22 protein-coding genes are annotated in these 19,083 nt (G+C 35.9%); 18 read left to right on the top strand and 4 right to left on the bottom strand.

Features of this window, described 5'->3' with window-relative positions; all coding sequences use genetic code 11:
• Positions 1–95 precede the first annotated feature (95 nt).
• Positions 96–362, bottom strand: coding sequence for a hypothetical protein (locus tag A37Q_RS0105895; protein WP_018299359.1), 267 nt, complete (start codon positions 360–362; stop codon positions 96–98).
• Positions 363–815: 453 nt separating this feature from the next.
• On the opposite strand from A37Q_RS0105895, the gene A37Q_RS0105890 reads away from it, so the two are divergent.
• From A37Q_RS0105890 to A37Q_RS0105840, 11 genes are all read left to right on the top strand, one after another.
• On the top strand, positions 816–1,364 hold the full coding sequence (locus tag A37Q_RS0105890; protein WP_018299358.1) for a hypothetical protein: 549 nt from the start codon (positions 816–818) through the stop codon (positions 1,362–1,364).
• 39 nt (positions 1,365–1,403) lie between these two features.
• Entirely contained in the window at positions 1,404–1,814 is a 411-nt protein-coding gene (locus A37Q_RS0105885; RefSeq protein WP_018299357.1) for a hypothetical protein, read from the top strand.
• Positions 1,815–1,839: 25 nt separating this feature from the next.
• Positions 1,840–2,343: a DotD/TraH family lipoprotein gene (locus tag A37Q_RS14750; RefSeq protein ID WP_018299356.1), complete on the top strand. Its 504-nt coding sequence runs from the start codon at positions 1,840–1,842 to the stop codon at positions 2,341–2,343.
• Positions 2,343–3,089, top strand: coding sequence for a type IV secretory system conjugative DNA transfer family protein (locus A37Q_RS0105875; protein ID WP_018299355.1), 747 nt, complete (start codon positions 2,343–2,345; stop codon positions 3,087–3,089). The genes A37Q_RS14750 and A37Q_RS0105875 overlap by 1 nt, the downstream gene beginning before the upstream one ends.
• On the top strand, positions 3,086–4,198 hold the full coding sequence (locus A37Q_RS14745) for a type IV pilus twitching motility protein PilT (protein ID WP_018299354.1): 1,113 nt from the start codon (positions 3,086–3,088) through the stop codon (positions 4,196–4,198). Before A37Q_RS0105875 ends, A37Q_RS14745 begins: the two co-directional genes overlap by 4 nt.
• 10 nt (positions 4,199–4,208) lie before the next feature.
• Positions 4,209–4,454 carry an IcmT/TraK family protein gene (icmT, locus tag A37Q_RS0105865; RefSeq protein WP_018299353.1) on the top strand — a complete coding sequence of 82 codons (246 nt, stop codon included), beginning with the start codon at positions 4,209–4,211 and terminating at the stop codon, positions 4,452–4,454.
• Positions 4,451–6,850, top strand: coding sequence for a type IV secretory system conjugative DNA transfer family protein (locus A37Q_RS14740; protein WP_018299352.1), 2,400 nt, complete (start codon positions 4,451–4,453; stop codon positions 6,848–6,850). The genes icmT and A37Q_RS14740 overlap by 4 nt, the downstream gene beginning before the upstream one ends.
• The gene (locus A37Q_RS0105855; RefSeq protein WP_018299351.1) at positions 6,834–7,142 is read left to right on the top strand and encodes a hypothetical protein; all 309 of its coding nucleotides are present in this window, start codon (positions 6,834–6,836) and stop codon (positions 7,140–7,142) included. Before A37Q_RS14740 ends, A37Q_RS0105855 begins: the two co-directional genes overlap by 17 nt.
• Positions 7,120–8,181 (top strand): secretion/conjugation apparatus DotM-related subunit, encoded by a 1,062-nt coding sequence (locus tag A37Q_RS0105850; RefSeq protein WP_018299350.1) that lies wholly within the window; start codon positions 7,120–7,122, stop codon positions 8,179–8,181. Before A37Q_RS0105855 ends, A37Q_RS0105850 begins: the two co-directional genes overlap by 23 nt.
• A gap of 63 nt (positions 8,182–8,244) precedes the next feature.
• Complete coding sequence (locus tag A37Q_RS0105845; protein WP_018299349.1) at positions 8,245–8,802, top strand: tellurite resistance TerB family protein; 558 nt, start codon at positions 8,245–8,247, stop codon at positions 8,800–8,802.
• Between the two features lie 171 nt (positions 8,803–8,973).
• A complete protein-coding gene (locus A37Q_RS0105840; protein ID WP_018299348.1) occupies positions 8,974–11,568 on the top strand; it encodes a hypothetical protein in 2,595 nt (864 codons plus the stop codon).
• A gap of 158 nt (positions 11,569–11,726) precedes the next feature.
• On the opposite strand, the gene A37Q_RS0105835 is transcribed toward A37Q_RS0105840, so the two are convergent.
• The 3 genes from A37Q_RS0105835 to A37Q_RS0105825 all read right to left on the bottom strand — a co-directional run bounded on the left by A37Q_RS0105835 (position 11,727) and on the right by A37Q_RS0105825 (position 12,777).
• Positions 11,727–12,044, bottom strand: a complete 318-nt coding sequence (locus A37Q_RS0105835) for a helix-turn-helix domain-containing protein (RefSeq protein WP_018299347.1) — start codon at positions 12,042–12,044, stop codon at positions 11,727–11,729.
• The gene (locus tag A37Q_RS0105830) at positions 12,041–12,400 is read right to left on the bottom strand and encodes a type II toxin-antitoxin system RelE/ParE family toxin (protein ID WP_234393843.1); all 360 of its coding nucleotides are present in this window, start codon (positions 12,398–12,400) and stop codon (positions 12,041–12,043) included. The genes A37Q_RS0105835 and A37Q_RS0105830 overlap by 4 nt, the downstream gene beginning before the upstream one ends.
• 86 nt (positions 12,401–12,486) lie before the next feature.
• The gene (locus tag A37Q_RS0105825) at positions 12,487–12,777 is read right to left on the bottom strand and encodes a hypothetical protein (protein ID WP_018299345.1); all 291 of its coding nucleotides are present in this window, start codon (positions 12,775–12,777) and stop codon (positions 12,487–12,489) included.
• Positions 12,778–12,943: 166 nt separating this feature from the next.
• Here A37Q_RS0105825 and A37Q_RS0105820 point away from each other — a divergent pair, with 166 nt between their 5' ends.
• From A37Q_RS0105820 to A37Q_RS0105790, 7 genes are all read left to right on the top strand, one after another.
• Positions 12,944–13,258: a hypothetical protein gene (locus A37Q_RS0105820; RefSeq protein ID WP_018299344.1), complete on the top strand. Its 315-nt coding sequence runs from the start codon at positions 12,944–12,946 to the stop codon at positions 13,256–13,258.
• Positions 13,259–13,606: 348 nt separating this feature from the next.
• Complete coding sequence (locus tag A37Q_RS0105815) at positions 13,607–14,638, top strand: Fic family protein (protein ID WP_018299343.1); 1,032 nt, start codon at positions 13,607–13,609, stop codon at positions 14,636–14,638.
• The gene (locus A37Q_RS16100) at positions 14,631–15,518 is read left to right on the top strand and encodes a recombinase family protein (protein WP_018299342.1); all 888 of its coding nucleotides are present in this window, start codon (positions 14,631–14,633) and stop codon (positions 15,516–15,518) included. Before A37Q_RS0105815 ends, A37Q_RS16100 begins: the two co-directional genes overlap by 8 nt.
• A 33-nt stretch (positions 15,519–15,551) precedes the next feature.
• On the top strand, positions 15,552–16,115 hold the full coding sequence (locus tag A37Q_RS0105805; protein ID WP_018299341.1) for a GNAT family N-acetyltransferase: 564 nt from the start codon (positions 15,552–15,554) through the stop codon (positions 16,113–16,115).
• A complete protein-coding gene (locus tag A37Q_RS0105800; RefSeq protein ID WP_018299340.1) occupies positions 16,112–16,429 on the top strand; it encodes a hypothetical protein in 318 nt (105 codons plus the stop codon). Before A37Q_RS0105805 ends, A37Q_RS0105800 begins: the two co-directional genes overlap by 4 nt.
• Before the next feature lie 398 nt (positions 16,430–16,827).
• Entirely contained in the window at positions 16,828–18,069 is a 1,242-nt protein-coding gene (locus A37Q_RS0105795) for an MFS transporter (protein ID WP_018299339.1), read from the top strand.
• A 17-nt stretch (positions 18,070–18,086) separates the two neighbouring features.
• On the top strand, positions 18,087–18,905 hold the full coding sequence (locus A37Q_RS0105790) for a response regulator transcription factor (RefSeq protein ID WP_018299338.1): 819 nt from the start codon (positions 18,087–18,089) through the stop codon (positions 18,903–18,905).
• The last annotated feature ends 178 nt before the right edge of the window (positions 18,906–19,083 follow it).

Raw genomic sequence — 19,083 nt, 5'->3', positions numbered from 1 at the left:
AACCTAAAGATATATCCTCACCATAGCCATAAATTTACACCATGGCTCGTGATGAGTATGAAAGTAACTAACTAACTAACTAACTAACTAACTAACTAAAAGGCACTGCTTGAGTTGTTACCATTGGTGCTAGGTATTTTATCACCACTGCCCCATAGTTTTTGCCATCCATCAGCAAACTCAGATAAGCCATTATGAAATTCTTTTGCATAAGCATTGGCTGCTTTACTATCATGCTTTTTTGAATCTATAAGCCAATTACAGCCTCCCTCTGCAATATCTATAATGCCATCATATAACTCTTTCAACACCCCAGTTCCACCAGCAACAGCTTGCAATTCAACAGTATTTAAATCTCTCATGGTCATTCTCCTTTATTGCTATTGAAATGTATAAACATGATCGCTTTTAAGCTAACATCATATTATGCTAAATATCGTGATATCACGCATGGATATAAAATCATATCTTAATGAACATATAGACGATAAATTAAATATCTTGTCAAAACGCTGCTTTCTATCCATTTTAATGTGGGAACTGCTGTAAGATATGGGTTCAGTCAAAATATCAGAGCTTTCCCTATTTAATGCTCAAAAATTCACCTTTCAGCAAACAATTTTTGGCTTCATATCTATATGCAAAAGTTGTCTTCATGAAAGATAAACATTCGAGTGATTGACATGTATGGTTACCGTGTTCCCCGCGGGAATTAATATCTAGTTTAAACGTTTTCACATGAAGTTAAGTATATACTTGATGCAAGAATTTTTAGTCGTAATCTAGTGCCCATCTAAATCAACGCGAAAATCAAGATGGATTCACAGTTAAAAGGCACTGATATCATTGCAATTAAGTATATTGTAATTGCTATTGCTCAGTCGGTTTATCCTTTTGTGATTTACGTTTCTGGTGGAATTGGTTTTATTGTACTATTGATTGGATGTTTTCGATTAACAAAACATGGTAAAGCGCAACAGATGTTTCGCTATTATGCACCATCAACGACATTTTTCATGATTTTCTCTGGTGTTATTTTGGTGTCGATTACAAATTTCTTTCAAATGTTAACAGCCAGTTTGTTTCCAATCACCTCGCTGAATCCTCAAAATACGCTGTTACGTTATATGAATGATTTTTCAAATATCAGTACCAATCAGCAAACCGTCTATGTGCTTTACAGTGTATTGATGATTGTTGGACTTGTGTCCTTAATTAGGTCAATGATTTTGTTAACAAAAGTATCAGAAGGTCAAGAGGGGCACCTTGGACGAACAATATCACACATGTTAGCAGGCATAATTGCTATGAATGCAGAGTTTGTTGTGAACGCAATTCAGAATATTAAAATCTTTTTATTATAAGTTGTGGTGAATAGGCGATAAAAAAAGAAGGATGAGTAGATGATTAGTAACAGAGGAATAAAAACTGGCCTGAGTGTTGCAGTTTTTGCTATTGCAATAACAGGGGCTTATGCAGCGAGTACTAATGGCTATAGTCAGAATGATTTTAAAGAATGGGCGAAGCATTTAATTGGTTTTATTTCTCAGATTGAATATTTTGTACAAGTCGTTGCAACACTTTCTGGAATGTGGTTTGTTTATAGTGGACTGCAGTTATTTAGAAAGCACCATACCACGCAGGGAGCACAAGGAGAGCATCTTAAAAACGGATCGGGTCATTTGTTGATAGGTGTGCTTTTGATGTGCCTTGTTCCAGGGATACAGATGATTCAAGGATCAATTATGAGTGGAGCTGGTGAAAAAAATGCACAGACAATGTTCACAGTAAATGAAAATGCACTTAATCAATAAATTTGATGATGGATAACAAATAAAAATGTATATCGTAGATAAATTATTTGCCATCATGGCTTTACCAGCTTGTTTATGGTTATCAGGTTGTGCTGGTACGAGCAATTTAAAAACTGCGCAGCAAGATGAGTATTTGAACAAAGTGATTTTAAATCAAATCAAGGTATCAACCTCATCGATACAACATTCATTAGAAAACTTAAATGCAATTGAACTTAGTAAATATGGGCAGCCAAAAATGCCATTTAAGCAAGTAAAATCTGAGGATTTAAGCAAAGATTTATCCATTACTTGGTATGGACCTATTGAGCCGCTATTAAAACAAATTGCCGATTCCGTTGGCTACAAAGTTGAGACCTTTGGTAAACAGCCATTGTTTCCAATTGTGATTTTATTGGGTAATTTAAATACCCCTTTGAATAACTCAGCATTAAATATTTTGACAAATATTGCTGTGCAAGCGAAAGCAAAAGCAGTACTTTCAATCAACACTAAAGTGCGCGTAATCAGTATAAGGTATCTTAACTAATGATAGCAGACTCACTTGTAAATATAGAGAATTTAAATAAATCAAATGGCACGACGGCAATATACGCTAAAGATGATCTAACCATCAGACAGCAAGCACTAAAAGAAGCTGCCTTGGCGTTAAGTTCACAAATGGCACTGTATCGGGTATCTCAAACAGTTAATGCCAGATTACAAACGCTATCTGGTATTTTATATCAGGCATATAACTTCAATGATTTGTTATTGCCTAATCATGTACTGCCACCAGTTATCCAATCTGCTTATAATGTTTCGCAGTTGTCACCAGATAGGTTGTCGATTAAAGCGGGTGCTGAAGTCTATCAAATTGTCAAACAATCAAAGTTTGTGACCGTGGTGCCAACGTGGCGCGATTACTTATGGATGAATTATGCAAAACCTGAGATGCCGGACAAATCAGTTTTACCAGGCAATCAAAAGGAGCAGGATTTTTGGAAAAAGATCATTCAAATTGGTTGGCAAAGAGGGTATGAGCAAGGCATTGATATCTTTAAACAAGATATCAGCAAACTCAATCGTGATTTTAATGGAATGCTGCTTTACCGTCGTTTGGTACTAGAGCACAAGATATCACAACCCTATGTTAAGAAGCATGATTATGGGATTACAGGGAACAATAATAAACTGGTGATTAATAACCAAAGCTACCAGCTAAAATTATTACCTCAATTTCAGATCAATAGCAGTCTATGGCAACCCGTACTCCAAGGGACACATAAATCATGACACTTAGTATATTTCACCAAGAGCCATCTTATCTAATAGAGCAGGATTATTACCACATATTGGAGCAGTGTTATTTGGCAAATTGTTCTGATATTACTTTACAAACAGGTGCGCGTGTTATTGCAAATAAAGATGGTTTGGCGATGTCATTGACCAAACGTACATTAACCTATAACGAAGTTGAGAATGTAGCCAACTTGCTTTATGGCAGTAATGCTGTAGCAAAAGTGTTAAGTGGTAGTGATCTGGATTTTAGCTATACATTACTGATGAAACAAAGGCAAAGGGTAAGATTTCGCGTCAATATTACGGCTTGTCACAGTGCCAATGCTTCGGGCTTGCAATTATCACTACGTATTTTGCCTGCTTGTCCGCCACCCTTAAATAAATTAAGTGTCACAGATGATCTGTATGATTTAAGTTTAGTGCATGATGGTATTGTGATCGTATGTGGTGCAACAGGCTCAGGTAAATCAACCTTATTATCTTCGATGTTGCAACATCGACTATCTAGGAATTTATATGGTGAAAAGTTAATTACCATGGAGTCACCCATTGAATACCTTTACTTTGTTGATGAGGAGATGCCAGTGCCTGCCAGTGTCAGTCAATCGGAATTGCCGCGGCAGTTACCCAATTATGCTTATGCCGTAAGAAATGCCATGCGTAGAACGCCAACGGCGATTATGGTTGGAGAGTCTCGCGATCAAGATACGTTTTCAGCGGTGATCGAGGCAGCTCTAACAGGGCATGCAGTGTATACAACTTTACATAGCAAAAGTGTTGCAGAAGCGTTCCAGCGAGGCTTGATGCTTTTTCCAAAAGAACACCAAAGGACAATCAAATATGATTTATTGTGTACGCTGAAAGCCATTATCTGGCAGAACTTAATACCAAGTCAAAAAGGTGGGCGAGTGGCATTAAGAGAGTATTTGTTATTCTCAGATGACAAAGTAAAAACATTGCTTGAGACGCCAGAGCATCAATTTGCGCAAGTAATAAACGAAATGATGCGGCAAGATAAAACCAATATAGATGAACATCTTAAACAGTTATACCAACAGGACCATTTATTGAGTCCTAATTTATCAAAACATAGTATACATTAGGTAAGTAGTAATGAGCAATTTAGATGCACATTGGCGTGATTCAGCACGAACACCAAAATTTTTTGTGATAGATGCGCAAGTTTTTATTCCAATTGTATTATGTCTATTTCATTTTCGGCTATGGACGGTGTGTCTATGTGCTGTGGTTGCCATGATTTTGATTGTTTTAAATTACTTTAAACTCAACATAAAGGACTTTTTACAGTTGCTTAGAGAGCTTATCGTAGGTAGAGAAAAAATAGTACATAGAAGATGAAAACAATGAGATACAGAGGATTGTCAAGGGAGCAAGAATCAACGCCGAGCATGTCTATTCGTGACACAAGACCCTTTTTGCGCAGAACCTATGATTTTTGTACCTCACTCATGGGGAGTGTGACACTGATCGGCGTATGCAGTATTTTGATCTTATGTTTTCCACTGATTAATGATTTACTGTTCTTGCTGGTTTTGCTCATCTTTTGGAATGCGTTTTGGCAATTACCACGCCTGCCAGTTCGATTGCCGATGGGTGCCAAGCATTTAGATGTCTCTAACAAAGATCCTAAGAATCATAAGCCGCAAAAAGCCAATGGTCTGTATTTTTTTGCTAATGAAAAAGGCACGAAACACGAGGTGTGGTTTTCAAGTCAGGATATGCAGACACACGCATTAATTTTAGGCACAACAGGAAGTGGTAAGACGCAATCGTTATTATCGATTGCATATAATGCTTTGATACAAGGCAGTGGATTTATCTATGTTGATGGCAAGGGGGATAATAGCCTTTTTGCACAGGTTTTTTCAATGGCCAGATCAATGGGGCGTGAAGACGATCTTTTAGTGGTTAACTATATGACCGGCGCTGAAGATATTATCGGTCCACAGCAAGAAGCACTTTCAAATACATTGAACCCCTTTGCCATTGGCTCATCGAGTATGTTGTCACAATTGGTGGTGAGTATGATGGGGTCATCAAAACAAGGGGGGGATGGTGATATGTGGAAAGGGCGTGCGATTTCTTTTGTTGAGGCATTAATGCGTGTTTTAGTCTATTTGCGTGATCAGGCATATTTTAATCTAGATTCAGAATTAATTCGCAAATATTTTAGTTTGGATGTATTGGAAAACCTACTGCAAAATAAGGTTGCGATTGATCAGGATGAGCATGAGATTTACATTCAAGAAACTTTACCAAAAGAGGTATTGTCACCGCTTTATAACTATCTAGGGACATTACCAGGTTACCAGAAAAAAAATGTCGGCAAACAGTCAGACAAGACTTATGAGCAACATGGCTATATTACGATGCAGTTAACGCGAATATTTGGTTCGCTTGCCGATGTTTATGCACATATTATGCGTACCAACTTGGCTGAAGTTAACTTCAAGGATGTAGTGCTCAATCGGCGTATATTGGTTGTGTTATTGCCGGCTTTGGAGAAATCCCCAGATGAATTAGCAAACTTAGGAAAGCTAATTATTGCTTCATTAAAGGCAATGCTTGCTTCAGGCTTAGGCAGTAGAATTCAAGGTGATTACAAGGAGGTCATTGAGTCAAAACCATCTAATGCAGAAACACCATTTTTGTGCATTTTAGACGAGTATGGTTACTATGCGGTTGAAGGTTTTGCGGTGGTTCCAGCACAGGCAAGATCCTTAGGGTTTTCGGTTGTTTTTGCCGGACAAGATATCCCTGCCTTTCAAAAAGCATCCAAAGAAGAAGCGGCATCGATCTTTGCTAATACAAATATCAAAGTATGCATGAAGTTGGAGGACCCAACAGAGACCTGGGAGTTTTTCAATAAAACAGCAGGAGAGGCTTATGTTTCTGTTGCCAAAAGTTACAACATGGGCAGTAATGGACAGGCATATGGTTATCAAGATACCAAGGAAGCAACGATTGAGAAAAGATCAAGATTGGATCTAATGGATTTAAAAGATCAACTGCCGGGTGAGGCACATGTGTTCTTCCAATCGGGTATCTACCGCACTAAAATGTTTTATGCCGCACCGCCTAAAACCAGTGCGATACGCTTAAATAGGTTTTTAAAGTTGGAGTCACTCACTAATGGTTTTCTGCAATGTTATCAATTTGCCAATAAGCATGACCAATATCCGATAATTCAAGACTCAGTACCAATCAGTTCAAGACGCTTATCACAGGCTTTATTGCAAAACAGTAATAGCGATGAAGAAATAGCAGAAATTCGGCATGAAAATCTTGAAAATGTTCAAAGAGAGGATCAGGTGAGCTATACACAGCTTGATGCGATATCGACTAATTTGATAACGTCTACTGTTGACGAAGAGTTAGCCGAAGGGAATACACTAGAAACTAGGACAAAAATGCAGATTGATTCATCCTTTATAAGTACTGAGAAATCAGAGGATAAAAACATCTTAACTTCCTTAGTTTCCTCTGATGATAAGGGTGAGGGATCTCATAGATTGTTAGATATACAAAGGCTATCTAGCTTGATTTATACCCTCAATATTATGCATGGTAGAAATATGCGTTTGGCGAAAGCGAAAGCGCAGGAAAAGGAGCAAAAAGTGTTAAAACTGGGACAGTATTATTTGAAAATAAAAAAAAGCACGGGTCGTAAAAGACTACATGAAAAATTAACCCGTTCGCTTAATGGGGTATTTGGCAATGATACCCTTAAGTAATCTTTTAGATAAAATGCTGATAGAAAAAGGAGTTACTTGCATTGAAAGTGGACACGAGAAAGCATTTGATAAGTTAAATTGTAAGACCACGTTGCTTAATCTACTAATTACGCAGGCGGAAGACCTTTATCACTATATTTTTGAGGAGTCGATAGTTGGAGTCAATGAGGAGAACTATGATCTAATTCAATTACTGTTCATTTTTGATCAGGCTTTAAGTTTATGTGATGGAAACATATTAGCGGTTGATAGTGTGCTTGGGGGAGTTTATGAGTCAGCAGCAAACAAGTGATCATTCTGAAATGGGCGTTTTTTATGTGATTGCACTATGTTTGGGAGTAACCCTAATCGTATATTTTGTATTTCATCAATATATTGTCAATATCGTGTTTGCCATCAAAAAGTTTGAGCTAAGTTTAATTATTTTATTCAATCACAAATATCAATTACTAATGAATTGGTGCAATCACATATCACAGTACAGAGTATCGTTAGAAGATATGAAATATCTGGCATTGATTACTGGAGAAATAAGCAAGAAATTATTGTGTACCTTAAGTGTTGTAATAGGGCTTTTTTTATTACTGTGTCATCCCGTTCGTAGGTATAAAAGCAGTTATTCTATGCGAACACTATCTCAACAGATGCAAAAATCTTTTCCTGATGTCTATTTGCCAGAAACTCAACACAAAGATTTGATGAAGGGTGATTTCAGCATGGCGTTGTCACCCATTGATTTTATTAAAAAACATAATTTGCTAAGTCATGATAAACAGCTAGATATTCATAAAAGTTATGGTGTGTTATGTCGTCAGCTTGGTAAGGTTGGCAGTGGTGAACTCGTCAGTTCAAAAGCTTTATATATCTTATATGCAAGTTTAATCGCTTTTGTCGCAGATAATCGCAAATTGGGACGACGTATTTTGCAGTGTGCGACACAATGGCATATGAGTAATCGTTGGCTAGATAAATATCATGTCAAAAAAAAATTATTGAGTGCAGTAGAATCAAGTATTAGACGGTATGAGCATGTAGAAAAGGTCAGATCAATAGTAACAAAGCACCACTATAATAGCACGTTGTTATGCGGATTACTGGAGTATGCACGTAAAGGTGGTATTGTCCCAAATGCATCTTTTTTGTGGTTAAAAAAGGAGGATAGAACCCTGTGGTATGCTCTAAATAATGTTGGCAGAGAAGCGGTTTTTACTGAAGCTGCAGCAATCACCGCACATTGGCAGGCGGAAAAAATGCTCAATATCAAAATCCCCAACCCGATGGTTAAAACAGCAATAGAGGCATTACAACAAGAGATATATGTATATAAATAGGTTATTCAGAGCATTCCAAAAGTTAAAAATCAGAAAAACAGCAAGAGGAAAATAAATAAAACAATGGAATCACACGTTCTTTTGCCACTAAAATTAAGCGCTAAAAGTGGTAACTTCATTGAATTTTACGCGCGTCAAAATCATGAAAACTATATTACAATCAAAGAGGAATTATGCAGCGAAACGACATATTGTCAATTTTGTGGCTCAACTGAAACAAAGAATTTGCATATTGTGAATAAGGATCTTGATTACAATGTTAACACACTCAAGAACTTAGCATTAGCCTGTCATTTATGCGCGCACATTCAAATGCTAGATGATCCGGCTTGGAGCTTTGATGAGCAAGGGATTATTTATCTACCAAGTATTTCACAGGTAACACTTAATGGTTTGTATCAAGGATGGGCAAATGAGTTAAAGCAAAAAAAAAATGTTTTTGAAATCACTGAGGCAATTTCTGAGTTGATGAGTTTTACCCAGCAGATCAAAGAAGTATTGAATATCGAGCCAAAATTTAGCGATTTACTTGGGCTTTTTGCGGTGTCCTATAATGACGGTGAATTTGTTGATTCATTACGGTGGGTGCCAAGTATTCAATTGTTGAAGTGTTTAGCATAGAAAAATCAAAAATAGTTTATTTGCTGAGAATGGTCGAAAAAATTGGTTAGTTCTTGCATGTGTGCATTATAAATATGTCAATACAATTTGAATTAAGTTAATGAATATTTATTGAACCATGTTTATAGTATCTTTTTTGTAATACATATCAAAATTTTTACAGGAAATACGATGTTAAAAACAGTTGATGAGCTTTTGAAAGATGTTGAAACTTATTATGCACAGCAGACTAAAAACACAATGACTATTCAGTTTAATGCAGCAGATGTATTACCTCAAACCGAAGTGGAAACAGAGTCAATTAATTTCCATTTAGGTAAGTTATATCAAGACTTTAGCACTCTGTTTGAAGATACTACACAATCTCCTTCTATTATCGATAGATTTAAAAATGTCGCACTTGCTACGGGTGCTGGCATAGGTGCTGGTATTGCGACCAATTATGCAATAAATAATATATTACCAATTCCTGACGCTATAGTGTCTGGCAAAAGCATCGTTGCAACTGGTCTAAGTTTAGCAGTTGGTGCTGCTGTGACTAAAGTGTTTTATACTATATGGCCGGGTATTTCAGGGCAACAAAGTAAGCCAGCAATCGATTCAGATGCGTTTCAAAAAGCATTGCAAGAGAGTGGTGTGCTTAACATCAATAAGGAGCTTAGTAATGAATTGGTTAAGTTATTTTATTTTCGTGAAGCATTACTTTATGGCGCACATCATAGAGTTAATGGAAATATGCGAAAAATCTTTAAAAAAAAATTGAAAAACGATGAAATAAACCTTAGCTCTAATTTACTTAATACCAATATTGAAAGCTATTTTTTACAAAATCTTAGTTATTGGTTCAATAATGTATTTCAGTCTATTTATCACCAAAACAATCAAGAGATTGATGCTGCAAAAAAGGCTAACCTATTAATTCGTGGGTTTAAGCAATGGTTTAGACCTGGGGATCAGCAGTCTTTCACACAACAGCTTCAGATAGAGGTTTTGAAAGGTTATAGCCAATTTCTCATTAGTCAGTCAAATAAAACTGGCATATTGGCAACGCACCCTTATCTAACAGCAAGTGTTGCAGGACTACTTGCTGGAGCCATTGCATTAAGTGCGGTTGCGACAATGGGGATTTCAGCTGGCTTTAGTCTATTAGCGATTGCAGTGACATTAGCAGTTTCTACGGTAAGCAGTTATTTTGCAGTCACACGTATTGAACAGCTTAGATATGTACGTAAGGACAAAGCTCGAGAATCATTACAGCGCATTAGTGAGAATATTAACAATGAAGCGGCAAGGCTTAAAGAAAATATAAGTAACGTCATTGATACTCCAAAACAAGATATTGAGAGACTAAATGAACATTATAACCATTGTGACGGTTTTGGTCATGACTGGTTTGATAGACAAAAGGCAAATATTTTGGTGGGCTCATGTAAGTCATGGATTAATGAATATGCTGCGCGATATCGTCACAACCAGCAGATTGAAATAGATCTAGGAGAAAAGCTAATTAAGCCAATTGCTGAAACTGCTCAACGTCAAACAGCAGATATAGTTAAGATGCTAGATAACAAAAATGTATGGAAATTGAAAAAACTCATTGAAAATACTAAAAACTATTTGGAGCAAAACATACATTTAAATAAGCAATTTTATTTGCAAGATAAAATTAAAGATCAATTATTAGAAATTTCGTCATTATCAGCAGTAGGCTATCAGTTTCCCAAGTTACTAACTTCTTTTTACCAAGAGCTGGGAGGAAATGTCAATGATTTATTACAAATTCGGGAATTATCTGCCGATAAGCTACAACAAGAAGCTGAAAAAATAAATGCTGCATATGAACAGCAGAATAAAGAAAGTCAAACCAATTATATTTTAAGGGGTGATGACAGCTATCGTTCTTTATTAAATTTGTCAGCATACAATAAAGATTTATCTCTAAATTCACAGAATATTAATCGCTACCTCAATGACTCCATTGCCTTTTTGTTTTCATTACAAGACCAATCTGATTGGGTTAAAAATAGTGATAATAAAGGTCTTGATCAACCTCTTATTTATTCTCCGCAATTCGTAATTTATCACATGCTACTACTAAAACAGTTAATTGGGCTTATTCAGCCCAATAATAAAGTAATAGACAATCAGACGAAATCAAAAATCCGCATTTTTATCAAAGAGAAATTGTTAATAGACAATAATATTCTTTTAAGAAACTGTATAACAGATGCATTTGTTACTAAAGTCTCTAGTTCACTGGAGAATGTGACAGAATCAATTCGTAGCCATATGGCAAATATGTCAATGCTTTACACTCCAGAAGCACTATTGCTTAAGGCTTTTGGAAAGGAAAATAAAAATAGGGTTTTTGGGCTACATGATCAAACAGTCAATTGTGTGCCAGAAGCGACACAAACCTACCTTGAAGCCTTAAATATGATGATTAAGTCAACGCGACAGTTTATTAGAAAAATAAATGATGATGTAAGTATTCAAAGTACAGGATTATTCAATCGTTATTTGCATAAAGTTAAGAATGAAGTACAAGTCATAAGTGATACGCTTCGTAATCGATCGCATGATCAGAAATTAGTTAATGCTCAATATAAACTTGAGCAATTTAATAACGAGCTCGATAATATGCTGGTGACCCCAAGTCAAAAATCTTCTAATACTTCATATTTAAGCTTTAAAACCTATATGGATAGTGACTTCCATAATTTGAGCTTACATTCTGAATATTCAGACTTTAAAAGTCTTAATTAAGAGAGTATAAAATTCCACAATCCCTTTAATAGGCCAATAAGCTCCATGAACCTCGCAAGTCAGACAGCACTGTTTTGATATAATGTGTAGGTTTCTGATAACTTGCCATTTTACGTTAAACCACTACACTTATTCACTTAATCTGAGTTAGGTAGAGTTTAACTATAATTATAAAGTATGGCTACACCATTTTGTTTAATGATATTGAGAAGCTTCAATGAAATGCCTTTTGGTTTTTTTTCACCCGTTTCCCATTTTTGAATGGTTGAGTTACTAGCATTAAGAAGCTTTGCAAAAACACTTTGGCTTATTTTGTTTTCAATTCGTATGGCTTTTATTTCTTGAGGGCTTAGAGTTTGCACTTCAGGAAGACAGGCCTGATCAAAGTTGCGCATTGTTTTTCCATCAATAATATTTAGATCATGCATACTTTTAGCTGAGTTATGTAAAACTTCTAGTAATGTATGATTGTTCATATGACTACCTCTATTAACTGTCGTTCATTTATTAACCTTTTTATGCTGTCAGCTGATAACTTCATAAGCACCTCTTTAGAGTATAGCTTTAATGCTTTTTGCTCTTTTGGTGAAAGGTTACTTTTTTGATTTTTAGCATAAGCATAGACGTATATCAAAAAATCATTAATGCGATAAGATACTATTGTTCTAGCACCTGAACGCTTTCCCTTACCTTTAATGGCAAGTCGTTTCTTATAGCAGTGAGCTCCCAAGTCTCCATCATGTAGCCCATTAATAACTTCAGATGCGGTGTTTAGTAAAATATCATTTGTGATTTTTTCTTTTTCCACCCACTTTGCGAATTCTGGGAGCATATAAACAGCAACCATTACAACATTACCATTTTAAACCATATCCAAATTATATCACCAAGTGGTATATAAATCAAAAAGCAATGGAATTACTTATACCATTCAACCCAGTTGAGCATTTTTAGGTTTATCGCTTCTGAGGTTATTCCATCATCCTTTGCAAATTCACTTAAGGCATCAATTACATAATCACCAAAAGCATCGTCTTTGCGTATTTCTTTATCCAGATGATCAAAGCGAACTTCAAATAATAATTTATAGTTACTACCATCATGGGTTAAATATTCAATATAACCATAACCTGCCCACCCATGCTGCCTTAAAGGGATGTACTTTTTATTACGATTCGCTTTATTCTTTTTTATTTTCTTCGATCCCATAGGGAAGGGTATTAATAGTGTATGGTTGCATGTTGTACTATCAAGTGATGCGAATGTCAATGACAGATAGCAGACAGTTTGATGAGTCAGCCATAAAATGGTTGCACCATATAGCTATGATCAACTAATATACATCTTAAGAGTTTAACAAGTATATTAGAACAACATGGGCAATCAATACGCCAGTAGCAGCTTTGCAGAGGTATTAGAGAATAAATATAACAAATCTGTTTCGGACAGTCTTATGGATCTGCAACTACAAGGTTATACCTACCAAGATATTTGTAAATTAACAGGCTATAAAGAAACAACCGTACGTAAGTATTGTCGCATATACCAAATTGTTTTAAGTAATACGCCAGGCGTAACGCCAACCCATGCAACTCCATACAGTCAGTTACTAACAAAGATTCGTGTTAACGGGATCACGGTTGACAATGCGCTCTATAAAAACTGGGGAAGCTATGATTTTGGCGCATAGCTAAAGAGAATAGTAACCATCCGTTACTTTTGTAGGAGAATGCTAAAAAGTATTTCAAAATATGTTACCCTGCCTTTCGCAGTACAAGTAAATGAATAATCATAGATTCTCCATGCCCCTCAGCTAATTTCTATGTATTTACATTATCAGCCCCCACTGACACAAACTAGGATGGTTTTTGTACTGCATCCATTTTATAAGCAGAATATCTTGTTACGTTGGTTCTTCATAGGGAGTTTTATAAAGTATACTTTTTTAGACTATGTGCATCGCTTTAATATCATTATCTATAAAAGTAGTATATATTATATAATAATAACCTCTTAGATAAAACTAAACGGATTTTGCATGGGAAAGCTATATCAACCACCCTATACAATTACCTCAAAAATAATCAACCTGATTGCAAAAATCAGTGAGTCGGTAGGACGACTATCTGTTATTACGAATAATGAAAATGCTTTGAAGTTAAGACGGATTAATAGGATTAAAACGATTCAGGGGTCGTTGGCGATTGAAGGCAATACATTAGATGAATCACATATCACTGATATCATCAATGGAAAACGTGTATTGGCACCGCAAAAGGAAATCCAAGAAGTACGTAATGCGATAGAGGTTTATGATCATTTTGGTCAGTGGCAGCCTGACAAAGAGCAACATCTATTGGACGCGCATCATATTTTAATGAAAGGGCTTATCGATGAAATCGGTAGTTATCGCTCTGGTGGTGTAGGTGTTTTATCAGGACAAGATGTCATTCATGTAGCGCCACCTGCCAATCAAGTGCCTCGATTAATGAAAGATTTGTTTAGCTGGTTAAATACAACTGATGATCATCCTATGATTGTCAGTTGTGTATTTCATTATGAATTTGAATTTATTCACCCTTTTTCAGATGGTAATGGGAGAATGGGGCGATTATGGCAATCTTTAATCTTAAGTAAATGGCATGAACTTTTAGCTTATATTCCTGTTGAAAGCCTAGTGTATAAATATCAAAAAGCGTATTATCAGGCGATTCATGATAGTACAGCGCAATCAGACTCATCTGCCTTTATCGAATTCATTTTAAGTATGCTGTTAGAGGCAATACTTGAGCTGAGCCCTCAAGAAGACCCGCAAGTAACCCCTCAAGTTAAAAGCTTAATACAGGCGCTGTCAAATAATGAAATGCGCCGTGATGCGCTTCAACAGCGATTGAATTTAAAGGACAGAAAATCTTTTCGTGAGCGCTATTTACAACCTGCAATCGAGGCCAAGCTGGTTGAGATGACCATCCCAGATAAACCAAATAGCAAATTACAGAAATATCGTCTTACCAGCCAAGGGCTATATATTTTAAATAATCTGGAAGCGAAAGGGGCAGATGATGAGTAAGCACAGCACAGGGCAAAAAATAGGGTACGCCAGAGTGTCATCAAGTGGTCAGTCTTTAGATGTCCAAATTGATAAATTGAAAGAGACAGGCTGTGAGAAAATTTATCAGGAAAAAATAAGTGGTACAGATCAAAATAGACCTAAGCTATTAGAATGCTTAGATTATGTAAGGGCAGGGGATACATTGATCGTCACTAAGCTAGATCGTATTGCTAGGTCTGTCTTACATCTAAAACAAATTGCGGATCAGTTAGAAAAGAAAAAGGTGGATCTGGTTGTGTTGGATCAAAAGATTGATACCACCACATCTCAAGGAAAATTAATGTTTAATATGTTATCTGCCTTTGCTGAATTTGAGAATGATTTACGTAAGGAAAGGCAAGCCGATGGGATTAAAAAAGCTCTGGAAAATGGTATTAAATTTGGACGTCCAGGTAAAGTTGACAGTCACCTTGTGATAGGTGTTAAAAGTTATATTAATAAAGGTGTGAAGGTATCTAAAACACTGCCTCAATTTGGTATTTCAAGAAGTACTTATTATATGATTAAAAAAGGGCAGTACGATCATTTACTACCTGATGATTATAAACAAATGAAATCAATAACGCTGACATTGGATTTAGAAATCGCGGGTCTTAATAAATTTGTTAGGGGTGTTAAAAAAGTCAGGGAAAAAGTAGAGTACATATTAAGAGAGTCTTATATCCTAGTTAAGCTTTACAAAAACGCAACTGATTATAAAATAACGTTAGAATATGCTGACGATGAAGATTTACAACGTAAAATAGCGCATATATATAATGAGTGTTCCGGTGCGGCTGATCTTTATGATTGTTGTGTTGAAATAGATTTATATGATGGCGCTGGAAGTAGTTATTAAACATTTTATTTTGAAAATACATTTTGGAAAAGAATGACTGTCAATTACAAAAAAGATTTATTAACTAACAGATTTATTCTTGAGCCTCTTACCGTTGGACATGCAAGTTTATTATATCAGGGATTATTAGATGATAGGTCATATAGATATATTCCAGACCTTCCTCCAAAGGATCTTGAAAGCCTAATAGAGCGGTATTCTTCTAGACTACAGATGAGGCGATCTCCTGATGGTTTGGATATATGGCTGAATTGGGCGATTAGATCGAAGGGAGATTCAAGATATTTTTGGTATGTTCAAGCAACTGTTGCTAAAGGTGGTGAGACAAGCATTGGATATCTTATATTTCCTAAATATTGGAGGTCTGGTATAGCAAAAGAGTCTGTGGGAGCTGTGATACATGAGTTATTCAAACAGTTGGGCAGCACATCTATATCTGCTTCTATAGAGCGAGAAAATTTGCCTTCAATTAGGCTGGTGGAATCATTAGGTTTTAAGCTTCTAAAGACTAGCTCTGATTTAGGAGATTGCCCTTTAAATAAAGATGTTATCTATATTCTAGATAGAAATATGAGGATAGGAGTCAGCAGTCAATGATTGTAGAACAGGTAAAATTTACAGTATCGCCTAAGTTAACAACAGAAGAGTTGTTACAAGCTAAACGACTATCAGATGTTTTCTTGAAGAATCAATCAGGCTTTCGTTATCGGGAGTTTAATTATTGTGATGATGAGCAGTGTTGGATTGATCGGGTTTACTGGGGTAGTTTGGACGAAGCAAAATCTGCGGCAGATGGGTTCCCCAATGCGCCAGAGTGCACAGCATTTATGGGAGCAATTGGGAATGTAATTAGCTTTGAACACATAGATGAAGTAAAGCTAGAAAAACGGGATGCAACTATTACTCCTTAACTTAAAAACAAGGTTGGTAATTCAACAATCTTATTGAAATGAATGCTCAATTGCATGTTGCGTGAACGACGAAATTAAAAACCATTTTTCTGAAAAGAAGATCCAACATGGAGGTCAAAAATTGAAAGGGGGGTATACGTTGGATAAAATCATTTAATTTGGGTCGGAAAATATTTATAGAGTCAATTAATGTGGTTCCACTTTGAGTGATAAAAGTGGGTCGGGGTGATTATGAATTCGGGTCGCTACAAATAGCATTATAAAATTGCATCGCCACAATCAGCTTAGCTTTGCCATATTGGGTTAATGTCAATACATTTTGATGCATTGTTAGTATGGTTTTACTCTTTCCAGTTGTCACAATATCTAAGACATGATTATGTTTTAGGGTTACTTATATGTTTATGAAAAAGAGAGGCCAAATTAGACGTGTATTGCCTGTACTTGTTGGTAATTGCTTTGAGTTTTACGATTTCGCCCTATATGGGTTGTTGGCACCAGTGTTTGCAACCTATTTTTTTAGTAGTGTATCTTCGCATTCGGTTACGATAGCATTTGGCATATTTGCAATTGCTTATATAGCAAGACCAGTAGGTGTACTGTTCTGGGGAGGTATTGCTGATAGATATGGTAGAAAACCTGTTTTGGTTGCAACGTTGACAATGATGGCAATTCCTGCGATTGGTATGGCTTGTGTTCCATCATATGAATCTATAGGGATATGGGCTTCAATATTTATTGTGACGTTTAGGTTATTTCAAGGGTTTGCGTGTGGTGGTGAATTTCCTACTGTAATGGTGATGCTTTATGAATTAGCGCCCGATGGAAAAAAAGCATTATTTACAAGTCTAACTGATACTGTTGCACAGTGTGGTAAAGTGATTGCAATTCTGTTTTTAGCAATTATTTCATCGGTATTGTCATATGACCATTTTACAAGTTGGGGTTGGAAGATTCTTTTTTTATTTTCGCTAGTATTTATATTCATCGTGAGTTACATCAGATTAAATTTAACAGAGACTCTCAATTTATCATATGCTCGTAAATCCTCAATTATTAATATTTTGATGATCAACTGGAGGGGGATGGTTAAAATAATTTTGTATATGGCGGTGATCAATGTATTGTATTTTTCATTTATTTACCACTCATCTCTTATTGTGAGGGAAGCACAAGATTTCTCACATTCTCAAGTTTTTTTGGTTATGTTAATGAATGCTATTTATGTTATTTTGCTGTACCCGATTATGGGGCGCTTAGCTGATTACATTGGACATAAAAAGTTTGCGGCAATAACTTTAATTTTGCTAGTTTTGATCATATTGCCAGTTTATAAGCTCCTATTGCTGGAGAGTATAGTTTTAATGCTGATAAGTTATTTATTGTTAGGGTTGTTTGTCGGGGCATTAATTGGTTCGTTTGTTCCCATATTGGTGTCTCAAGCCACCCGTGACTCAAGAGTTTTAACCGTGGGTATTGGGCACTCATTAGCCATTATCGTATTTGGCTCGACAGCGCCGCTATTTAACCAAATTTTAATAACATTTTTTCAGAGTAAAATGGCTCCAGCTTTCTATATGGCAGTTGTTGGTATTATATCACTAATGACTCTGTACTTTATGAAGACAGAAGTGAGCTAGCATAATGGGGAATTACTATGAGTATAATCAAATTTAATGAAGATTTTTTCTTTAATATTATTCCAGAGGTTCAGAGGATTTGCGTACCCATTTATGAGCAAACTGGATACATTAAATTTCTCAACCATACGATAATTCATGCAGACTCTACGATATCAAGCTGGGGTACTCACAGAGAATGGAAAGCAAAGTTTAATGAGGCGTATTCTCCCAACTCTAAGTGTATTACGGATAGATTGCCGTGCGGTATTAACTATTGGCGTCATTCTAAAAGTCAGAACATGTCTGTTATACAGGAAGATGCACGTGATAATTATGATATAGATGCAAGGATCGAATTTGTTTACAAGAATGAAGTAGATGGGGCATATCATCTTTTTTCATTTTATGCAGATCGAAACAATGCTGATAGAGCCTACAGGTTTTATGATATCCATAGGGGTAAATTGCTTAAGTTTATATCATATTTTTGTAGAGCTGCTGAATCACTGATATTTGAAGGGAATAAGCCTGAGAATAGGATAAATATCCCAAGCTATACGTACACAGTCGTTGAACAAACTAGACGAAGCTATGCCAAGGAATTAAGCAAAGAAAATGCGAGCATGGAGCTAAGTGATCGTGAATTTGAAATAATGATATTATATGCAAACGGATGTAGCTCAACGCAAATTGCAGATATGCTTAACAAGTCCATCAATACCGTATCGTGTTATCTTAAGATTATTCGAGAAAAAACGAACTGTCGTAATAAGAGGTCTTTGCACAAATACTGTATAGAGCATGGCTGGAGCGGGTTGGAGAAGTTTTTTTTTAATTACATTTATGACTCATAACACTAATCACCTAATTTAGGTGGTTATCTTTTTTATAATTTCTATACACTGAGAAATAACACAAAATATTTATTAAGCAGTGATCCATATACTCAGTATTTGAGTATATGTGAGCTTAATGATATCTGTGTACATTATTTTGGCGATGAGGCTTATTTAGCTAAAATCAAGCTGCTAT

The sequence above is a fragment of the Fangia hongkongensis FSC776 = DSM 21703 genome, from assembly GCF_000379445.1.
Lineage (GTDB): Bacteria > Pseudomonadota > Gammaproteobacteria > Francisellales > Francisellaceae > Fangia > Fangia hongkongensis.
Note: the sequence above shows the minus strand (reverse complement) of the source record. Positions and strands in the feature narration are given on the sequence as shown.